Annotated in this window: 17 protein-coding genes; 10 read left to right on the forward strand and 7 right to left on the reverse strand. The window is 60.3% G+C overall.

Going from position 1 to position 16219, the window contains the following annotated elements:
* The first annotated feature begins 12 nt into the window (after positions 1–12).
* Both secD and secF read left to right on the forward strand, forming a co-directional pair.
* Positions 13–1860: a protein translocase subunit SecD gene (gene secD, locus CYR55_RS07880; protein WP_101815612.1), complete on the forward strand. Its 1848-nt coding sequence runs from the start codon at positions 13–15 to the stop codon at positions 1858–1860.
* Positions 1861–1870: 10 nt separating this feature from the next.
* On the forward strand, positions 1871–2839 hold the full coding sequence (gene secF / locus CYR55_RS07885; RefSeq protein WP_101815613.1) for a protein translocase subunit SecF: 969 nt from the start codon (positions 1871–1873) through the stop codon (positions 2837–2839).
* Between the two features lie 63 nt (positions 2840–2902).
* Here the strand turns inward: secF and CYR55_RS07890 are convergent, their stop codons facing one another.
* On the reverse strand, positions 2903–3523 hold the full coding sequence (locus CYR55_RS07890) for a SadB/YajI family lipoprotein (RefSeq protein ID WP_101815785.1): 621 nt from the start codon (positions 3521–3523) through the stop codon (positions 2903–2905).
* Between the two features lie 185 nt (positions 3524–3708).
* On the opposite strand from CYR55_RS07890, the gene nrdR reads away from it, so the two are divergent.
* The 6 genes from nrdR (at position 3709) to pgpA (ending at position 7980) form a co-directional block, all read left to right on the forward strand.
* A complete protein-coding gene (gene nrdR / locus CYR55_RS07895) occupies positions 3709–4158 on the forward strand; it encodes a transcriptional regulator NrdR (protein WP_072926550.1) in 450 nt (149 codons plus the stop codon).
* Positions 4159–4166: 8 nt separating this feature from the next.
* Complete coding sequence (gene ribD / locus CYR55_RS07900; RefSeq protein ID WP_101815614.1) at positions 4167–5315, forward strand: bifunctional diaminohydroxyphosphoribosylaminopyrimidine deaminase/5-amino-6-(5-phosphoribosylamino)uracil reductase RibD; 1149 nt, start codon at positions 4167–4169, stop codon at positions 5313–5315.
* A gap of 142 nt (positions 5316–5457) precedes the next feature.
* Entirely contained in the window at positions 5458–5928 is a 471-nt protein-coding gene (gene ribH / locus CYR55_RS07905) for a 6,7-dimethyl-8-ribityllumazine synthase (RefSeq protein ID WP_072926545.1), read from the forward strand.
* 20 nt (positions 5929–5948) lie between these two features.
* Positions 5949–6365: a transcription antitermination factor NusB gene (nusB, locus tag CYR55_RS07910; protein WP_101815615.1), complete on the forward strand. Its 417-nt coding sequence runs from the start codon at positions 5949–5951 to the stop codon at positions 6363–6365.
* An 83-nt stretch (positions 6366–6448) separates the two neighbouring features.
* The gene (gene thiL, locus CYR55_RS07915) at positions 6449–7426 is read left to right on the forward strand and encodes a thiamine-phosphate kinase (protein WP_101815616.1); all 978 of its coding nucleotides are present in this window, start codon (positions 6449–6451) and stop codon (positions 7424–7426) included.
* A 68-nt stretch (positions 7427–7494) separates the two neighbouring features.
* Positions 7495–7980, forward strand: a complete 486-nt coding sequence (gene pgpA, locus CYR55_RS07920; RefSeq protein ID WP_101815786.1) for a phosphatidylglycerophosphatase A — start codon at positions 7495–7497, stop codon at positions 7978–7980.
* A gap of 72 nt (positions 7981–8052) precedes the next feature.
* Here pgpA and CYR55_RS07925 read toward each other — a convergent pair whose 3' ends face one another.
* From CYR55_RS07925 to xseB, 4 genes are all read right to left on the reverse strand, one after another.
* Positions 8053–9027: an aldo/keto reductase gene (locus CYR55_RS07925; protein WP_101815617.1), complete on the reverse strand. Its 975-nt coding sequence runs from the start codon at positions 9025–9027 to the stop codon at positions 8053–8055.
* 125 nt (positions 9028–9152) lie between these two features.
* Positions 9153–11015 carry a 1-deoxy-D-xylulose-5-phosphate synthase gene (gene dxs / locus CYR55_RS07930; RefSeq protein ID WP_101815618.1) on the reverse strand — a complete coding sequence of 621 codons (1863 nt, stop codon included), beginning with the start codon at positions 11013–11015 and terminating at the stop codon, positions 9153–9155.
* A 33-nt stretch (positions 11016–11048) separates the two neighbouring features.
* A complete protein-coding gene (gene ispA / locus CYR55_RS07935; RefSeq protein ID WP_101815619.1) occupies positions 11049–11978 on the reverse strand; it encodes a (2E,6E)-farnesyl diphosphate synthase in 930 nt (309 codons plus the stop codon).
* A 5-nt stretch (positions 11979–11983) separates the two neighbouring features.
* Positions 11984–12232, reverse strand: a complete 249-nt coding sequence (xseB, locus tag CYR55_RS07940) for an exodeoxyribonuclease VII small subunit (protein ID WP_101815620.1) — start codon at positions 12230–12232, stop codon at positions 11984–11986.
* 260 nt (positions 12233–12492) lie between these two features.
* On the opposite strand from xseB, the gene thiI reads away from it, so the two are divergent.
* On the forward strand, positions 12493–13941 hold the full coding sequence (gene thiI / locus CYR55_RS07945; RefSeq protein ID WP_101815621.1) for a tRNA uracil 4-sulfurtransferase ThiI: 1449 nt from the start codon (positions 12493–12495) through the stop codon (positions 13939–13941).
* A 70-nt stretch (positions 13942–14011) separates the two neighbouring features.
* Here the strand turns inward: thiI and yajL are convergent, their stop codons facing one another.
* Complete coding sequence (gene yajL / locus CYR55_RS07950) at positions 14012–14626, reverse strand: protein deglycase YajL (RefSeq protein ID WP_101815622.1); 615 nt, start codon at positions 14624–14626, stop codon at positions 14012–14014.
* Positions 14589–15500 carry a 2-dehydropantoate 2-reductase gene (gene panE, locus CYR55_RS07955; protein WP_101815623.1) on the reverse strand — a complete coding sequence of 304 codons (912 nt, stop codon included), beginning with the start codon at positions 15498–15500 and terminating at the stop codon, positions 14589–14591. The genes yajL and panE overlap by 38 nt, the downstream gene beginning before the upstream one ends.
* A gap of 213 nt (positions 15501–15713) precedes the next feature.
* On the opposite strand from panE, the gene CYR55_RS07960 reads away from it, so the two are divergent.
* Positions 15714–16205, forward strand: coding sequence for a YajQ family cyclic di-GMP-binding protein (locus CYR55_RS07960; protein WP_101815624.1), 492 nt, complete (start codon positions 15714–15716; stop codon positions 16203–16205).
* Positions 16206–16219 lie beyond the last annotated feature (14 nt).

The following is a 16219-nucleotide window of genomic DNA, read 5'->3' on the forward strand; positions in this document are numbered from 1 at the left end:
AAGGGAACTGCCGTGTTAAACCGATATCCTTTGTGGAAGTATCTGATGTTGATCGTCGTGATCCTCATCGGTTTGCTTTATGCGCTTCCCAACCTTTATGGTGAGGATCCGGCTGTGCAGATTACTGGCGCTCGGGGCTCCGACGCCAGTATGGCCACGCTGGACCAAGTCAAAAGTGCGCTCGATAAAGACCAGATCGCGAGCAAATCCATCGCCCTGGAAAATGGCGCCATCCTTGCCCGCTTCAAAGATACCGACGTTCAGCTGCGGGCACGTGAAGTGCTGACCAACGTGCTGGGCGACAAATATGTCATCGCGCTCAACCTGGCCCCGGCCACCCCCACCTGGCTCTCTGCCATTGCAGCCGAACCGATGAAACTCGGCCTCGACCTGCGCGGCGGCGTTCACTTCCTGATGGAAGTGGATATGGAGACGGCGATGGGCAAGCTGCAGGAACAGACGATGGACTCCCTGCGCAGCGACCTGCGTGACAAAAACATCCCTTACGCCACGGTACGCAAGCTGGCTGATAACGCCGTGGAAGTGCGCTTCCGTGATGCCGCCACCCGCGACAGCGCGATAAGCTACCTGACGCCGCGCCACCGTGACCTGGTGCTGAATGCCTCCGGCGACAACGCGCTGCGTGTGGTAATGACCGATGAACGCCTGCGCCAGTCGCGTGAAGACGCGGTGCAGCAGAACATCAATATCCTGCGCAACCGTGTGAACCAGCTGGGCGTTGCAGAGCCGCTGGTACAGCGCCAGGGCGCTGACCGCATCGTGGTTGAACTGCCGGGCATCCAGGACACTGCGCGTGCCAAGGAGATCCTGGGCGCGACCGCGTCTCTGGAGTTCCGTCTGGTGAACACCAACGTTGACGCCAGCGCGGCCGCGTCCGGCCGTGTACCGGGTGACAGCGAAGTGAAAAACACCCGTGAAGGCCAGCCGATTGTGCTGTACAAGCGTGTGGTGCTGACCGGTGACCACATCACCGACTCCACCTCCAGCATGGGCGAATACAACCAGCCGCAGGTCGACATCTCGCTCGACAGCGCAGGCGGTTCCGCCATGTCCAACTTCACCAAGGACAACATCGGCAAGCCGATGGCGACCCTGTTTGTGGAGTACAAAGACAGCGGCAAGAAAGACGCCAATGGTCGCGGCATTCTGGTGAAACAGGAAGAAGTGATCAACGTGGCGACGATCCAGTCCCGCCTGGGTAACCGCTTCCAGATCACCGGCATCAACGATCCGAACGAAGCCCGCCAGCTTTCGCTGCTGCTGCGTGCCGGGGCGCTGATTGCGCCAATCCAGATCGTGGAAGAGCGCACCATCGGCCCGACCCTGGGGATGCAGAACATCCAGCAGGGGCTGCAGGCCTGTCTGTGGGGCCTGGTGGCGTCCATCGTGTTTATGGTGGTCTACTACCGTAAATTTGGTGTGATCGCGACCAGCGCGCTGATTGCCAACCTGATCCTGATTGTCGGCATTATGTCCCTGCTGCCGGGGGCGACCCTGACCATGCCGGGCATCGCGGGTGTCGTGCTGACGCTGGCCGTGGCCGTGGATGCGAACGTACTGATTAATGAGCGTATCAAGGAAGAGCTGAGGAACGGGCGTTCCGTTCAGCAGGCGATCCATGAGGGCTATAAAGGCGCGTTCTCCAGTATTATTGATGCCAACGTGACGACGCTTATCACCGCCATCATTCTTTATGCGGTCGGCACCGGGTCGATTAAAGGGTTTGCCATCACCACCGCTATCGGTGTGGCGACCTCGATGTTTACATCGATCGTCGGAACCCGTGCCATCGTCAACCTGCTTTACGGCGGCAAACGCATTAACAAGCTGTCTATCTGAGGAGTGCGTTGTGGCACAACAATATACTGTTGAACAACTGAATTACGGCCGTAAAGTCCATGACTTTATGCGCTGGGACAACGTGGCGTTCTGTATCTCCGGCCTGCTGTTGATTGCGTCGGTGATCATTATGGGCGTGCGCGGGTTCAACTGGGGCCTGGATTTCACCGGCGGTACGGTGATCGAGATCAGTCTCAGCCAGCCGGCCAACCTGGACACGATGCGTGAGTCGCTGGAGAAAGCAGGCTTTGCCGATCCGGTGGTGCAGAACTTCGGCAGCAGCCGTGACGTGATTGTGCGTATGCCGCCGGTCAGCGGCAATGCCGGGCAGGAGCTGGGCAACAAGGTGATCTCGCTGGTAAACAGCCAGATTGACAAGAGTGCCTCGGTCAAGCGTATTGAGTTCGTCGGCCCAAGCGTGGGCAACGATCTGGCGCAAGCCGGCGGCATGGCCTTGCTGATCGCGCTGATCTCCATCCTGGTTTACGTCGGCTTCCGCTTCGAGTGGCGGCTGGCACTGGGTGCTGTCCTGGCGTTGGCGCATGACGTCATTATCACCATGGGGATCCTGTCTCTGTTCCGCATTGAGATCGACCTGACTATCATCGCCTCGCTGATGTCGGTTATCGGTTACTCGCTGAACGACAGCATCGTGGTCTCTGACCGTATCCGTGAGAATTTCCGCAAGATCCGTCGCGGCAATGCTTACGAAATTACCAACGTGTCACTGACCCAGACCCTGAGCCGTACCATCATGACCTCCGCTACCACGCTGGTGGTGGTGCTGATGCTCTACATCTTCGGCGGCGCGCTGCTGGAGGGCTTCTCCCTGACCATGTTGATCGGGGTGTCGATCGGTACGGTCTCCTCAATTTATGTGGCCTCAGCGCTGGCGCTGAAGCTTGGCATGAAGCGTGAGCACATGCTGCAACAGAAAGTTGAGAAGGAAGGGGCCGATCAGCCGACTATCCTGCGCTGATCCTCCTCCGCTACCCAGTAAAAACCCCGCTATGCGGGGTTTTTTTATGGGGAAACGCCTGCATTACGGGGCGGACGGTGTGGCCTCAGGCGACGCGGTTTCAGACGATGTCACCTCTGTGGAAGGCGCCGCAGGGGTGACATCCCGCAGGCGGATAAAGCCCAGCTGTTCCGGCGCCTGGCCGCTGAAACGCAGCTCCAGGGTCTGCTCCGTTTTCGGCAGCAAAGAAGGGCTGACCGTCACCGGCTGGGAGAGCATATCCACCAGCAATGGCTTGCCGGTGGTCGGGTCAAGCGGGCCCCAGTCCACGGTGGCGGTAAACGCGGGCAGGGAGGTGCCGGACAGGGCGCGGATATGCAGCAAGGCCTGCGAGCCGCTGGCTTCCGGGGCTACGTGGCTCAGAGAGACGCTGAGTTCACCGGCGGCGCTTTTCAGCGCGGCCGGGCTGTTGGCCGCCGGCAGCACATAGACCCCGTCAGTAGAATTGCGGTTCAGCTGGCTCTGCTGCTCCAGCGCGGTGGCCTCGTCGGTCAGCGCCTGTAGCTTCTGGTTGAGCTGAACCACCTCTGATTTGAGTTTCGGTACCTGTGGGTTTTGCGCGCATGCGCTTAACAGCACGGCGGAGGCCAGTAAGGCCATACGGCATAACGGGCGGGGACGAAGCTTGAGGTAACTGATTGTCATCATGGTAATTTCCTTTTCCAGATTCACTCTCTAAAGCGTAGCCTTCCCGGCGAGGAAAGTCATGCAAAACGCCGGTGCGGCACCGTAAACACCAACCAGGCGTCAACAAATAGGCATCGGCCTTTGTAGTCCGCAGAGTTCGCGGTAAACTGGGCACCCGTCAGAAATGCTAATCAGGAAGTTCCATGCACTGTCCATTTTGTGCCGCCGTTGATACGAAAGTGATCGATTCACGTCTGGTTGGTGATGGCTCGCAGGTGCGCCGCCGTCGCCAGTGTCTGGTGTGCAGCGAACGTTTTACGACGTTTGAAGTGGCTGAACTGGTGATGCCGCGGGTGATTAAAAGTAACGACGTGCGCGAACCCTTCAATGAGGACAAGCTGCGCAGCGGCATGCTGAAGGCGCTGGAAAAGCGCCCGGTCAGCTCCGACGACGTAGAGATGGCCATCAGCCACCTGAAATCCCAGTTGCGCGCCACCGGCGAGCGTGAGGTGCCGGCTAAAATGGTCGGCGGCCTGGTGATGGATGCGTTAAAGCGGCTCGATAAAGTGGCCTATATCCGTTTTGCCTCGGTTTATCGCAGTTTTGAGGATGTCCGCGAATTTGGCGAAGAGATCGCCCGCCTGCAAGATTAAGGAAGCCTATGCAGCACGATGAATTTTACATGGCGCGGGCATTTGAGCTGGCTCGTCTGGGGCGCTTTACCACTACCCCGAACCCTAACGTAGGCTGTGTGATCGTGCGCGACGGCGTGATCGTCGGCGAAGGCTATCACCTGCGTGCCGGTGAGCCGCATGCGGAAGTGCATGCCCTGCGCATGGCCGGTGAAAAGGCGCGTGGTGCCACGGCCTATGTGACGCTGGAGCCGTGCAGCCACCACGGCCGCACGCCGCCCTGTTGCGATGCGCTGATCGCCGCCGGCGTCAGCCGGGTGGTGGCCGCGATGCAGGACCCTAACCCGGAAGTGGCCGGGCGCGGCCTCTACCGGCTGAAACAGGCCGGCATTGAGGTGCGCCATAATGTGATGCTGGAGGAAGCCGAAGCGGTGAACCGCGGTTTCCTGAAGCGGATGCGCACCGGTTTCCCCTATTTACAGCTGAAAATGGGCGCGTCGCTGGATGGCCGCACCGCGATGGCCTCGGGCGAAAGCCAGTGGATCACCTCGCCGGAAGCCCGGCGTGATGTGCAGCGTTTTCGTGCGGAGAGTTCCGCCATCCTCAGCAGCAGCGCCACCGTGCTGGCTGATGACCCGGCGCTGACCGTGCGTTGGGGCGAGCTGGACAGCGCACTCCGTGAGCGTTACCCCTCACCGCAGGCCGCTCAGCTGTCTGCCGCCCACCCGGCGGATGCTGCCTCGCTGCGCCAGCCGCTGCGGGTGATCATCGACAGCCAGAACCGCGTAACGCCTCAGCATCGCCTGATTACCCAGCCGGGGCAGAGCCTGCTGGCCCGCGTGCAGGCCGACCATCACGCCTGGCCGGAAAACGTGGAACAGTGGCAGGTGCCGGAGCGTGATGGGCGCATTGATCTGGTGGTAATGATGATGTTGCTGGCAAAACGACAGGTGAATTCGGTGTGGGTCGAAGCCGGGGCAGGGCTGGCCGGGGCGCTGTTACAGGCCGGGCTGGTGGATGAGCTGATTGTCTATCTTGCCCCTAAAATGCTGGGTGACACCGCGCGCGGCCTGTGTGCCCTGCCGGGGCTGAGCGCGCTGGCAGACGCGCCGCAATTCGCGTTCAGTGAGGTGCGGCAGGTTGGCCCGGACTTGCGGCTGCGGCTGAAACCGATGTGACATCATGGCCGTACCTGCGCCAAACCACCGGGAAGAAATCGTTTGCCCGGCATGTGAAGTAAAAACCGCATGCGCAGGCAAGGAAAGAGTGTGATAGAATCCGCCCCCCTGCGGGGTATTGAACCCAAATTAAGGAAAGCGTATGAACGTTATCGAAGGTGTTGTTGCGACTCCTGACGCACGTGTGGCGATTGCAATTGCTCGTTTTAATAATTTCATTAATGACAGTCTGCTGGAAGGCGCCATTGATGCCCTGAAACGCATTGGTCAGGTTTCTGAAGACAATATCACCATCGTTTGGGTTCCGGGCGCGTATGAGCTGCCGCTGGCCGCCCGCACGCTGGCGAATACCCAGCGCTATGACGCGATTATCGCGCTTGGCACGGTGATCCGCGGGGGCACCGCCCACTTCGAATATGTGGCAGGTGAATGCAGTTCCGGTCTGGCAAGCGTTGCCATGACCAGCGAAATTCCAGTGACCTTTGGCGTGCTGACCACCGAAAGCATCGAACAGGCCATCGAGCGCGCTGGAACCAAAGCGGGTAACAAAGGGGCAGAAGCTGCCCTGACCGCACTTGAAATGATCAATGTCATCAAGGCCATCAAGGCCTGAATTTAGTTAAGGGGATTTCCGTGAAACCTGCAGCCCGCCGCCGCGCCCGTGAATGTGCCGTCCAGGCGCTTTACTCCTGGCAAGTGTCTAAAAATGACATTGCCGACGTTGAATTACAGTTCCTGGCTGAGCAAGATGTCAAAGATGTCGACATTGCCTATTTCCGTGAGCTGTTGTCCGGCGTGGCAGTCAATGCGGCCAGCCTGGATGCCCTGATGGCACCTGTGTTGTCCCGCCAGCTCGATGAGCTGGGCCAGGTGGAGCGCGCGGTACTGCGTATTGCGCTGTTCGAGCTGAGCAAGCGTGAAGACGTCCCCTACAAAGTGGCCATCAACGAAGCGATCGAACTGGCGAAAACCTTCGGCGCTGAAGACAGCCACAAATTCGTCAACGGCGTGCTGGATAAAGTCGCCCCGACAGTGCGTAGAAAACGCTGATCGTGACGGCAGTGCCGGTACACAAAACGCCATAAGGCCGGTTATCCGGCCTTTCTTATTTATCTCACGCGTTGGAATTGACTATGGCTTGCGGTGAATTTGACGTGATTGCCCGTTATTTTGACCGGTATAAACACAGTCGCCGGGATGTGCAGTTAGGCATTGGTGACGATTGTGCCTTGCTGACAGTAGCGGAGAAACAGGTGCTGGCGATCAGCACTGATACGCTGGTGGAAGGTACGCACTTTCTGCCCACCATCGACCCGGCCGATCTGGCGTACAAAGCGCTGGCGGTTAACGTCAGCGATCTGGCGGCAATGGGCGCAGACCCGGCCTGGCTGTCGCTGGCGCTGACGCTGCCGAAGGTGGATGAGCCGTGGCTGGCTGCCTTCAGTGACAGCCTGTTTGAACAGCTCAACTACTACGGCATGCAGCTGATTGGCGGCGATACCACCCGCGGCAGTCTGAGCCTGACCCTGACGGTACACGGCCTGGTGCCGGCCGGGCGCGCCCTGACGCGCAGCGGCGCGCGCGTCGGCGACTGGATCTATGTCAGCGGCACCCTGGGCGACAGCGCCGCCGGGCTGGCGCTGCTGCAAGACCGCCTCACGGTCACCGACGACGACGATCGCCGGGCGCTGCTGGCGCGCCACCTGCGGCCCCAGCCGCGGGTGCTGCACGGGCAGGCGCTGCGCGATCTCGCCAATGCGGCCATCGACATTTCCGACGGGCTGATATCAGACCTCGGGCATATCCTCAAAGCCAGCGCCTGCGGTGCCCGTATTGATTTGGACGCCATTCCCTATTCGGACGCCATGCAGCGCCAGGTCACCCCGGAACAGGCGCTGAAGTGGGCGCTGACCGGCGGCGAGGATTACGAGCTCTGCTTTACCGTGCCGGAAATCAACCGTGGGGCGCTGGATGTGGCGCTTCATCATGCCGGTGCGCCCTTTACCTGCATTGGCCAGCTGGCCCCGCAATCCGAAGGCATTCAGTACCTGCGCGGCAACCGGCCGGTTGAGCTGGGCTGGCAGGGTTTCGATCACTTTATGGACCAATAGTCATGGCAAAACCAATGAAACCGTCGCTGCAGGCGACGGAACAGGCGTTGGATGACGCCATTGACCAGATGGACGCAGCGAAAAAGCGGCTGCGGATGCGCAACCCGTGGCACCTGCTGGCGACCGGGTTCGGCAGCGGCCTGTTCCCATGGGGGCCGGGCACCGCCGGGTCGGTCGCGGCGATCCCGTGCTGGATGCTGCTGACCTACCTGCCGTGGCAGGTCTATTCGATGGTGGTGATGTTCAGCATCTGCATCGGTATTTATCTCTGCCACCAGACCGCGAAAGACATGGGCGTGCACGATCACGGCAGTATTGTCTGGGATGAGTTTGTCGGCATGTGGATTACCCTGATGGCGATCCCGGTGCGGAGCTGGCAGTGGGTGCTGGCCGGTTTTGTGGTGTTCCGGATTTTCGACATCTGGAAACCCTGGCCGATCCGCTGGTTTGACCGCAATATTCATGGCGGCATGGGCATCATGATAGATGATGTGATCGCCGGGGTTATTTCGGCGCTGGTCATCTACCTGATTGGCCACCACTGGCCGTTCTGACCGGTGAAAAAGAGAAAACGGGCACCCAGGCGCCCGTTTTTTTATGGCAGTTTTTAGGATGTGGAATGAAGGTTACTTAAAGCCGGTCACGGCATGCGGCTGGTAAGCGCGCTCCAGCGCCGTGATTTCGTCCGCCGTCAGCGCCAGATCCAGCGCGGCGATGGCATCGTCCAGATGGCCCGGCCGCGACGCACCGATAATCGGTGCCGTGACCACCGGTTTCGCCAGCAACCAGGCCAGTGCCACCTGCGCACGCGGTACGCCCCGGTTTTCAGCAATCGCCGCCACCTGGGCAGCAATCTCCGCATCTGCCGCTTCCGTGGCAGCGTAGAGGCTTTTGCCATACTCGTCGGTTTCTGAGCGGGCGGTGGTTTCCCCCCATGGGCGGGTCAGCCGGCCGCGCGCCAGCGGGCTCCAGGGCAGCACGGCGATACCTTCCTCCGCGCACAGCGGGTGCATCTCCTTCTCTTCTTCGCGCTGCAGCAAATTATACTGGTCCTGCATCGAAACAAACCGTGCCCAGCCCCGTTCGCTTGAGAGATCCAGCGCCTGACGGAACTGGGCGGCATGCATCGACGACGCGCCGATAAAGCGCACTTTGCCGGCCTTGACCACCTCATCCAGCGCCGCCAGCGTCTCTTCAATCGGCGTGTCGTAGTCCCAGCGGTGGATCTGCAACAGGTCAATATAGTCGGTGCCGAGGCGCGTCAGGCTGTCATCGACCGATTGCAGAATCGCAGCGCGCGACAGGCCGCCCTTGAGGTTACTGAGCGGGAAAAAGACCTTGGTCGCCAGCACGATCTCGTCGCGCCGGGCGAAATCGCGCAGCGCCCGGCCCACGATCTCCTCGCTGCTGCCGTCGGAGTAGCTGTTGGCGGTATCAAAGAACGTGATACCCGCCTCAATGGCCTGTTTCAGCAGCGGGCGGCTCTGCGCTTCCGGCAGCGTCCAGGGGTGATTGCCGCGGGACGGCTCCCCGTAAGTCATGCAGCCGAGGCAAAGGCGTGACACCTTCAGGCCGGTGTTGCCGAGTGTGGTGTATTTCATGAGATCTCCCTGAGAATAAAAGCAATGAGGCGAATGCTTAACGGTAGCCGGGAATGGCGGGGATGGCGAATACAAGAGAGGGAAAAGAGGAAACCGGGGCGCAGGGCGCGCCCCGGTCAGGCCGGTCAGGCCAGCCAGCTGTTGATGCGGCGCTCAATACCGGCCGCATCAAGGCCATAGTCAGCCCGCACCTCGTCCTGCGTGCCCTGCGGGATAAACTCATCCGGCAGGCCGAGCGTCAGCACCGGCACCAGGCAACGTTTCGCCATCAGCAGTTCAATCACCCCGCTGCCGGCCCCGCCCATGATGGCGTTCTCTTCCAGCGTCACCAGCACCTCGTGGCTCGCGGCCATTTCCAGCACCAGCGCGTCGTCCAGCGGCTTAACAAAACGCATGTCCACCAGCGTGGCATTCAGCGCTTCGGCGGCTTTCTGCGCCTCCGGCAGCAGGGTGCCGAAGTTAAGAATCGCCACTTTTTCGCCTTCACGGCGTACCACGCCTTTGCCGATCGGCAACATCGCCAGCGGCTCGCAGATCGCCCCGGTGCCGTTGCCGCGCGGGTAGCGTACCGCCACCGGCCCGTCGGCATAGTGGTAGCCGGTATGCAGCATCTGGCGGCATTCGTTCTCATCGCTGGGCGTCATGATTACCATGTTCGGGATGCAGCGCAGGAAGGAGAGATCAAACGCGCCCTGGTGGGTCTGGCCGTCAGCCCCGACAATGCCGCCGCGATCGATGGCGAACAGCACCGGCAGCTTCTGGATCGCCACATCGTGAATCACCTGGTCGTAGGCGCGTTGCAGGAAGGTGGAGTAGATCGCCACCACCGGCTTGTAGCCGCCAATCGCCAGCCCGGCAGCGAAGGTCACCGCGTGCTGCTCGGCAATCGCCACATCAAAGTATTGTGCCGGATATTCGCGGGAAAATTTCACCATGCCGGAGCCTTCGCGCATCGCCGGGGTGATCGCCATCAGCGTGCTGTCCTGCGCGGCGGTTTCGCACAGCCAGTCGCCAAAGATTTTGGAGTAGGTCGGCTGGCCGCCCGCGCTTTTCGGCAGGGTGCCGGTGGCCGGGTCAAACTTCGGTACCGCGTGCCAGCTGATCGGGTCATTTTCCGCCGGGGCGTAGCCTTTGCCCTTTTTGGTCATGATGTGCAGCAGTTGCGGGCCTTTCAGGCCGCGCATGTTTTTCAGCGTCTGCGCCAGTGCCTGCACGTCATGCCCATCGACCGGGCCGATGTAGTTAAAGCCCAGCTCCTCAAACAGCGTGCCCGGCACCACCATGCCTTTCAGGTGCTCTTCGGTGCGGCGCATCAGCTCTTTGATCGGCGGCAGGCCGGAGAGCACTTTTTTACTGCCTTCACGCAGGCGCGAGTAGAGCTTGCCGGAGAGCAGCTGGGCCAGGTGGTTATTCAGCGCGCCGACGTTCTCAGAGATCGACATCTCGTTGTCGTTCAGGATAACGAGCATATCGGAGTTGATGTCGCCCGCGTGGTTCATCGCCTCAAACGCCATACCGGCGGTGATCGCTCCGTCACCAATCACGCAGACGGTGCGGCGGCCTTTGCCTTCACGCTCCGCCGCCACCGCCATGCCCAGCCCGGCGCTGATGGAGGTGGACGAGTGGCCGACACACAGCACGTCATATTCACTTTCATCCCGCCACGGGAAGGGGTGCAGGCCGCCTTTCTGGCGAATGGTATTGATGCGGTCACGGCGGCCGGTCAGGATCTTATGGGGATATGCCTGGTGGCCGACGTCCCACACCAGGTGATCGAACGGTGTGTTATAGACGTAGTGCAGCGCCACCGTGAGTTCAACGGTGCCGAGGCCGGAGGCGAAGTGGCCGCTGGACTGGCTGACGCTGTCGAGAAGGTACTGACGAAGCTCATCGCACAGCTTGGGTAAACTTTCTTTAGGCAACAGGCGCAACTCTTCAGGAGTGTGCACCATGGCCAATGTCGGATAATTAGCGAGATTAAGACTCATCAGATACTCGTATCAGAGGGTTTACGATACTCATCAGTTATCGCGTTCAATAATAAAACTGGCCAGCGCCTGCAGCGGGGCGGTGTTATATGATTCAGCCGCCAGCGGGGCCAGGGCAGCCAGGGCATCCTGATACAGGTCCCAGGCTTTGGTCTGGGCCTGTTCCAGCCCCAGCAGGGCAGGGTAGGTACTTTTGCCCAGTTGCTGGTCTGCGCCCTGACGTTTGCCGATTTTATCGGTGTCGCCAATCACATCCAGAATATCGTCCTGTACCTGGAAGGCGAGGCCAATCGCCTGCGCATAGCGGTCAAGCAGCGGCAGCGCACGGCGGCCGGGCTCTCCGGCGGCATAGGCACCGAACCGCACGGCGGCGCGGATCAGGGCGCCGGTTTTATGGCGGTGGATCTGCTCCAGAGCGGCGAGGTTAACCTGTTGACCTTCAGCGGCCAGATCGAGCGCCTGCCCGCCGGCCATACCTGCCGCCCCACTGGCGGTCGCCAGTTCAGAAAGCATGCTTAATCTATCATGGATAGCCACGCCCGGCATCGGCGCATCGGCCAGAATGGAAAATGCCAGGGTTTGCAGCGAATCGCCGGCCAGAATGGCACACGCCTCACCAAACTTAATATGGCAGGTGGGCTGGCCGCGGCGCAGGTCATCGTCATCCATGGCCGGCAGGTCGTCATGGATCAGGGAATAGGCGTGGATAGATTCCACCGCCGCGGCAGGGGCATCCAGCGCGTCAGCCATAATTCCGAACATCTCACCGGTGGCATACACCAGATAGGGGCGCAGGCGTTTGCCGCCCAGCAGCGCACCGTGGCGCATCGCTTCCACCAGTTGGGGATCGGGGCTGTGGCGCGCCGCGATATAGCCGTTCAGCGCCTGATCAATGCGTTGCTGGCACGCCTGAAGGCGCGCAGGAAAATCGGTCACAACCGCCTGTGATTCGTCGTAGGCCATAAAAATTACTCAGAGTCCGGGGTAAAAGGAGCCAGCGGGGCATCAGGATCGTTGTCGTTCTCCAGCAGGATCTGTACCCGCTGTTCAGCCTGTTGCAGGGTTTGCTGCCCCTGACGTGCCAGTTGCACGCCGCGTTCAAATTCATTCAACGCCTCTTCCAGCGGCAAATCACCAGACTCAAGACGGGTAACAATCTGCTCCAGCTCGCCGAGGGCGGCTTCAAAATTGGCGGGTGGTACGGCTTTTTTTGGCATAGTTCTCTTTTACTGTCATCAGTTGGGCGGCGCGGCCGGTGGCATCACACCGCGCTCAGCGCAGGGCGCAGGCATAGGCGTTATTCGTCGCATAAAGTGCATGGTTTTGCGCGCAGCGTATCCCGTAATGATGATATACTGCGCGGCTTGAACAGTAGGGGGACGGCTGCGGGATCGCCCGCCATGACTCACTTTCTGATTTTAGATCGTTATTCACACATTGACGACCTACTCATTCACACCTTAAATGAAAGACCGCCATGAAGTTTATCATTAAATTGTTCCCGGAAATCACCATCAAGAGTCAATCAGTGCGTTTGCGCTTTATTAAGATTCTTGCCAGCAACATCCGCAACGTGCTGAAGGACCTGGATGAGACACTGGCGGTGGTGCGCCACTGGGATAATATCGAAGTCCGCAGCAAAGATGAAAGCAAGCGTGAACTCCTCTGTGACGCCCTGACCCGTATTCCCGGTATCCACCATGTGCTGGAGGTGGAAGAGCGTGAGTATACCGATCTGCATAACATCTTTGAGCAGACGCTGGAAGCCTATCGTGCTGAGCTGGAAGGGAAAACCTTTTGTGTGCGCGTGAAGCGCCGCGGCAAGCACGAATTTACTTCCGGCGACGTGGAGCGCTACGTCGGCGGCGGCCTGAACCAGCACATTGACTCCGCGCGCGTGAACCTGACGCAGCCGGAGGTCACGGTGAAGCTGGAAGTCAATGACGACAAACTGGTGCTGATTAAAGCGCGCCACACCGGCCTGGCCGGTTACCCGATCGGCACCCAGGAAGATGTGATGTCCCTGATTTCCGGTGGGTTTGACTCCGGCGTCTCCAGCTATATGCTGATGCGCCGCGGCTGCCGCGTACATTACTGCTTCTTCAACCTCGGCGGCGCAGCCCATGAGATTGGCGTGAAGCAGGTGGCGCACTACCTGTGGAGCCGCTTCGGCAGCTCGCACCGCGTGCGTTTTGTGGCGATCGACTTCGAGCCGGTGGTGGGTGAGATCCTGGAGAAGGTGGATGACGGCCAGATGGGCGTGGTGCTCAAGCGCATGATGGTGCGTGCTGCGTCCCAGGTGGCGGAGCGCTACGGCGTGCAGGCGCTGGTAACCGGTGAGGCGTTAGGCCAGGTCTCCAGCCAGACCCTGACCAACCTGCGGTTGATCGATAACGCCAGTGACACCTTGATCCTGCGCCCGCTGATTTCGCATGATAAAGAGCACATCATCAAGATTGCGCGTGAAATCGGTACCGAAGATTTTGCCAAGACCATGCCGGAGTATTGCGGCGTGATCTCCAAAAGCCCGACGGTGAAAGCGGTGAAAGGCAAGATTGAGGCAGAAGAAGCGCTGTTTAACTTCGAGATCCTCGACCGGGTGGTGAGTGAGGCGAAAAACGTGGATATCCGCGAAATCGCTGAGCAGACCCAGGAGCAGGTGGTGGAAGTGGAAACCGTTGCTGCCTTCGCGCCGACCGACGTGCTGCTGGACATCCGCTCCCCGGATGAACAGGATGACCGCCCGCTGGCGGTAAGCGACGTCGAGGTGAAACCGCTGCCGTTCTACAAACTCAGCACCCAGTTCGGCGATCTCGACCAGAGCAAAACCTATCTGCTCTACTGCGATCGCGGGGTGATGAGCCGCCTGCAGGCGCTTTACCTGCGTGAACAGGGCTTTGGTAACGTGAAAGTCTATCGCCCGTAACGTAGCGGGCAGAAAAAAACCGGGCTGCCGCAAGGCACCCGGTTTTTTTTATGGCGCTGTATTCTGGTGGTCAGGCGTTGTTCTGGGCGGGCAGGTGATCCTGGTAATCATAAATGCCCGGCGCCAGCACCAGTTGCGCCGCCACTTCGGCCGCTTTGGCTTTCCCCAGCAGCAAATCAATCAGCTTCAGCGCAAAGTCCATCGCGGTGCCCGGCCCCTGGCTGGTCAGCAGCCGCACGCGCGGATCGTACACCACCCGTTTGTCCATCCACTTCTCCGGGCTGATTTTCTCTTTCAACGCCGGGAAGCCGGTCATGTTGGCGATCGGGAAAAGCTGATGGTGCTCCAGCACCAGCGCCGGGGCGGCACAAATCGCGGCCACCAGCTTGCCGCTGGTGTGCATCTGCCGCACCTTTTCCACCAGCAGCGGGCTGTCGCGGAAACACTCCGCACCGGGGCCGCCGCCGGGCAGCACAATGGCGTCATGCGGGTCATCTGCCACCGCGACCAGCGTGGTGTCGGCCAGCAGGCGTACCCCGCGTGAACAGATGATTTCGCGCGCGCCGTCCCCGGCGACGCTGGCGGTAGTGACCGTGGCACCGGCGCGTACCAGCAGATCGATCACGGTGACGGCTTCGGTCTCTTCGCTACCAGGTGCCAGGCAGACCAGAATGGTTACGCTCATACTCATTTTCCTTCTGTTTAATCTGTTCAAATAGCCGGGCATTCTCCGGCAACTGCACCCCGTGGCTGCGGGCGCGGCGCAGCAGATAACCGGTAATGTAATCGATCTCGGTGTGGCGTTGGGCGCGCACGTCCTGCAGCATTGAGGAGTGGTTGGCGGCCGTGCGCTCAATTACATCATAGACATAGGCCAGCAGCGACTCGGTTGACGTGTGAAACCCCTCCATCACCATCACCTCTGCGGCTTCCCGGCAGAGGCGTTCAATCTGCGCCGGGTAGGCGGTGAGCTCACCATTGGTACAGCCGTACAGGGCGGTAAGCGGGTTAATCACGCAGTTGACCGCCAGCTTTTTCCAGTTTGCTGCGGCAATAACATCGTGCCAGGCGACATCCGGCAGGGCCTGGTGCAGCGTCTCTGCCAGGTGGCTCATCTCCCGCCCGCGTGGGGAGGAGGGACCGATGTGGGTAATGCCGCCGGCCACATGCAGAATAGCCCGGCCATCCCGCCGGGCGGCATGGGTGGTGACACCCTGCAAAATCGGCAGGTTGTTGGCGGGCAGCTCATCCTGTGCGCCCATGCCGTTATGCAGCAACAGCAGGGTACAGTCAGGGTGGAGCTGCGGCAGCAGCGGGATCAGCGCGCCGGACACCTGCCATGCCTTGAGCGTGACCAGCAACAGTTCGCTCTGTGCCAGATGCGCCGGGTCATTGGTGGGTAGAGTGTGGTTATAGGCGGTGCCGTTTTCATCGATGACATTGACCGAGCAGAAAGGCTGGGGCACCCGCAGCCAGCCCTGCACCTCATGCCCCTGCCGGTGAAGCGCAGAAAGCCAGACCTGCCCCAGCGCGCCGCAACCAAGCACTGTTATTTTCATGTTTCCTCCCTTGGCCATGAGCGGCAAACCGTGCCCCTCTCCCGGCAGGCCGCCCGTCCCGGATGTGCATATCCGCAGAGTATAGACTTTCCTGCCATTGGCGCGGGCAGTATGCCGCCTGCCGTGCCGCCATGCCAGAGGGCAGGCGCGATTTTGCATCCGGCGGGGAAGCGGTTATCATGCTCGCCATGTCGGGTTAAGGGAGAAATGACAATGCCATCTTTCGATATTGTGTCTGAAATTGATATGCAGGAAGTCCGCAATGCGGTGGAGAATGCCAGCCGTGAGCTGACCAACCGCTGGGATTTCCGTAATGTGCCGGCCAGCTTCGAGCTGAACGAGAAAAATGAGTCCATCAAAGTGGCCAGCGAGTCTGACTTCCAGGTCAACCAGCTGATTGATATTCTGCGTGAAAAGCTGAGCAAACGCGGGATTGAAGGCGGCGCGCTGGAGATCCCGGAGCAGATGGATCACAGCGGCAAAACCTACAGCGTGGAAGCGAAACTCCACTCCGGGATTGAAGCGGCACTGGCGAAAAAGATCGTGAAGCTGATCAAAGACAGCAAGCTGAAAGTCCAGGTGCAGGTGCAGGGTGAAGAAGTGCGGGTCACCGGCAAGGCGCGTGATGATTTGCAGAGCGTGATGCAACTGGTGCGCGGCTCAGATTTGGGCCAGCCGTTCCAGTTTAAGAATTTCCGCGACTGATCGCGGCACGTTAA

It is taken from the genome of Chimaeribacter californicus, assembly GCF_002858675.1.
GTDB classification, from domain to species: domain Bacteria; phylum Pseudomonadota; class Gammaproteobacteria; order Enterobacterales; family Enterobacteriaceae; genus Chimaeribacter; species Chimaeribacter californicus.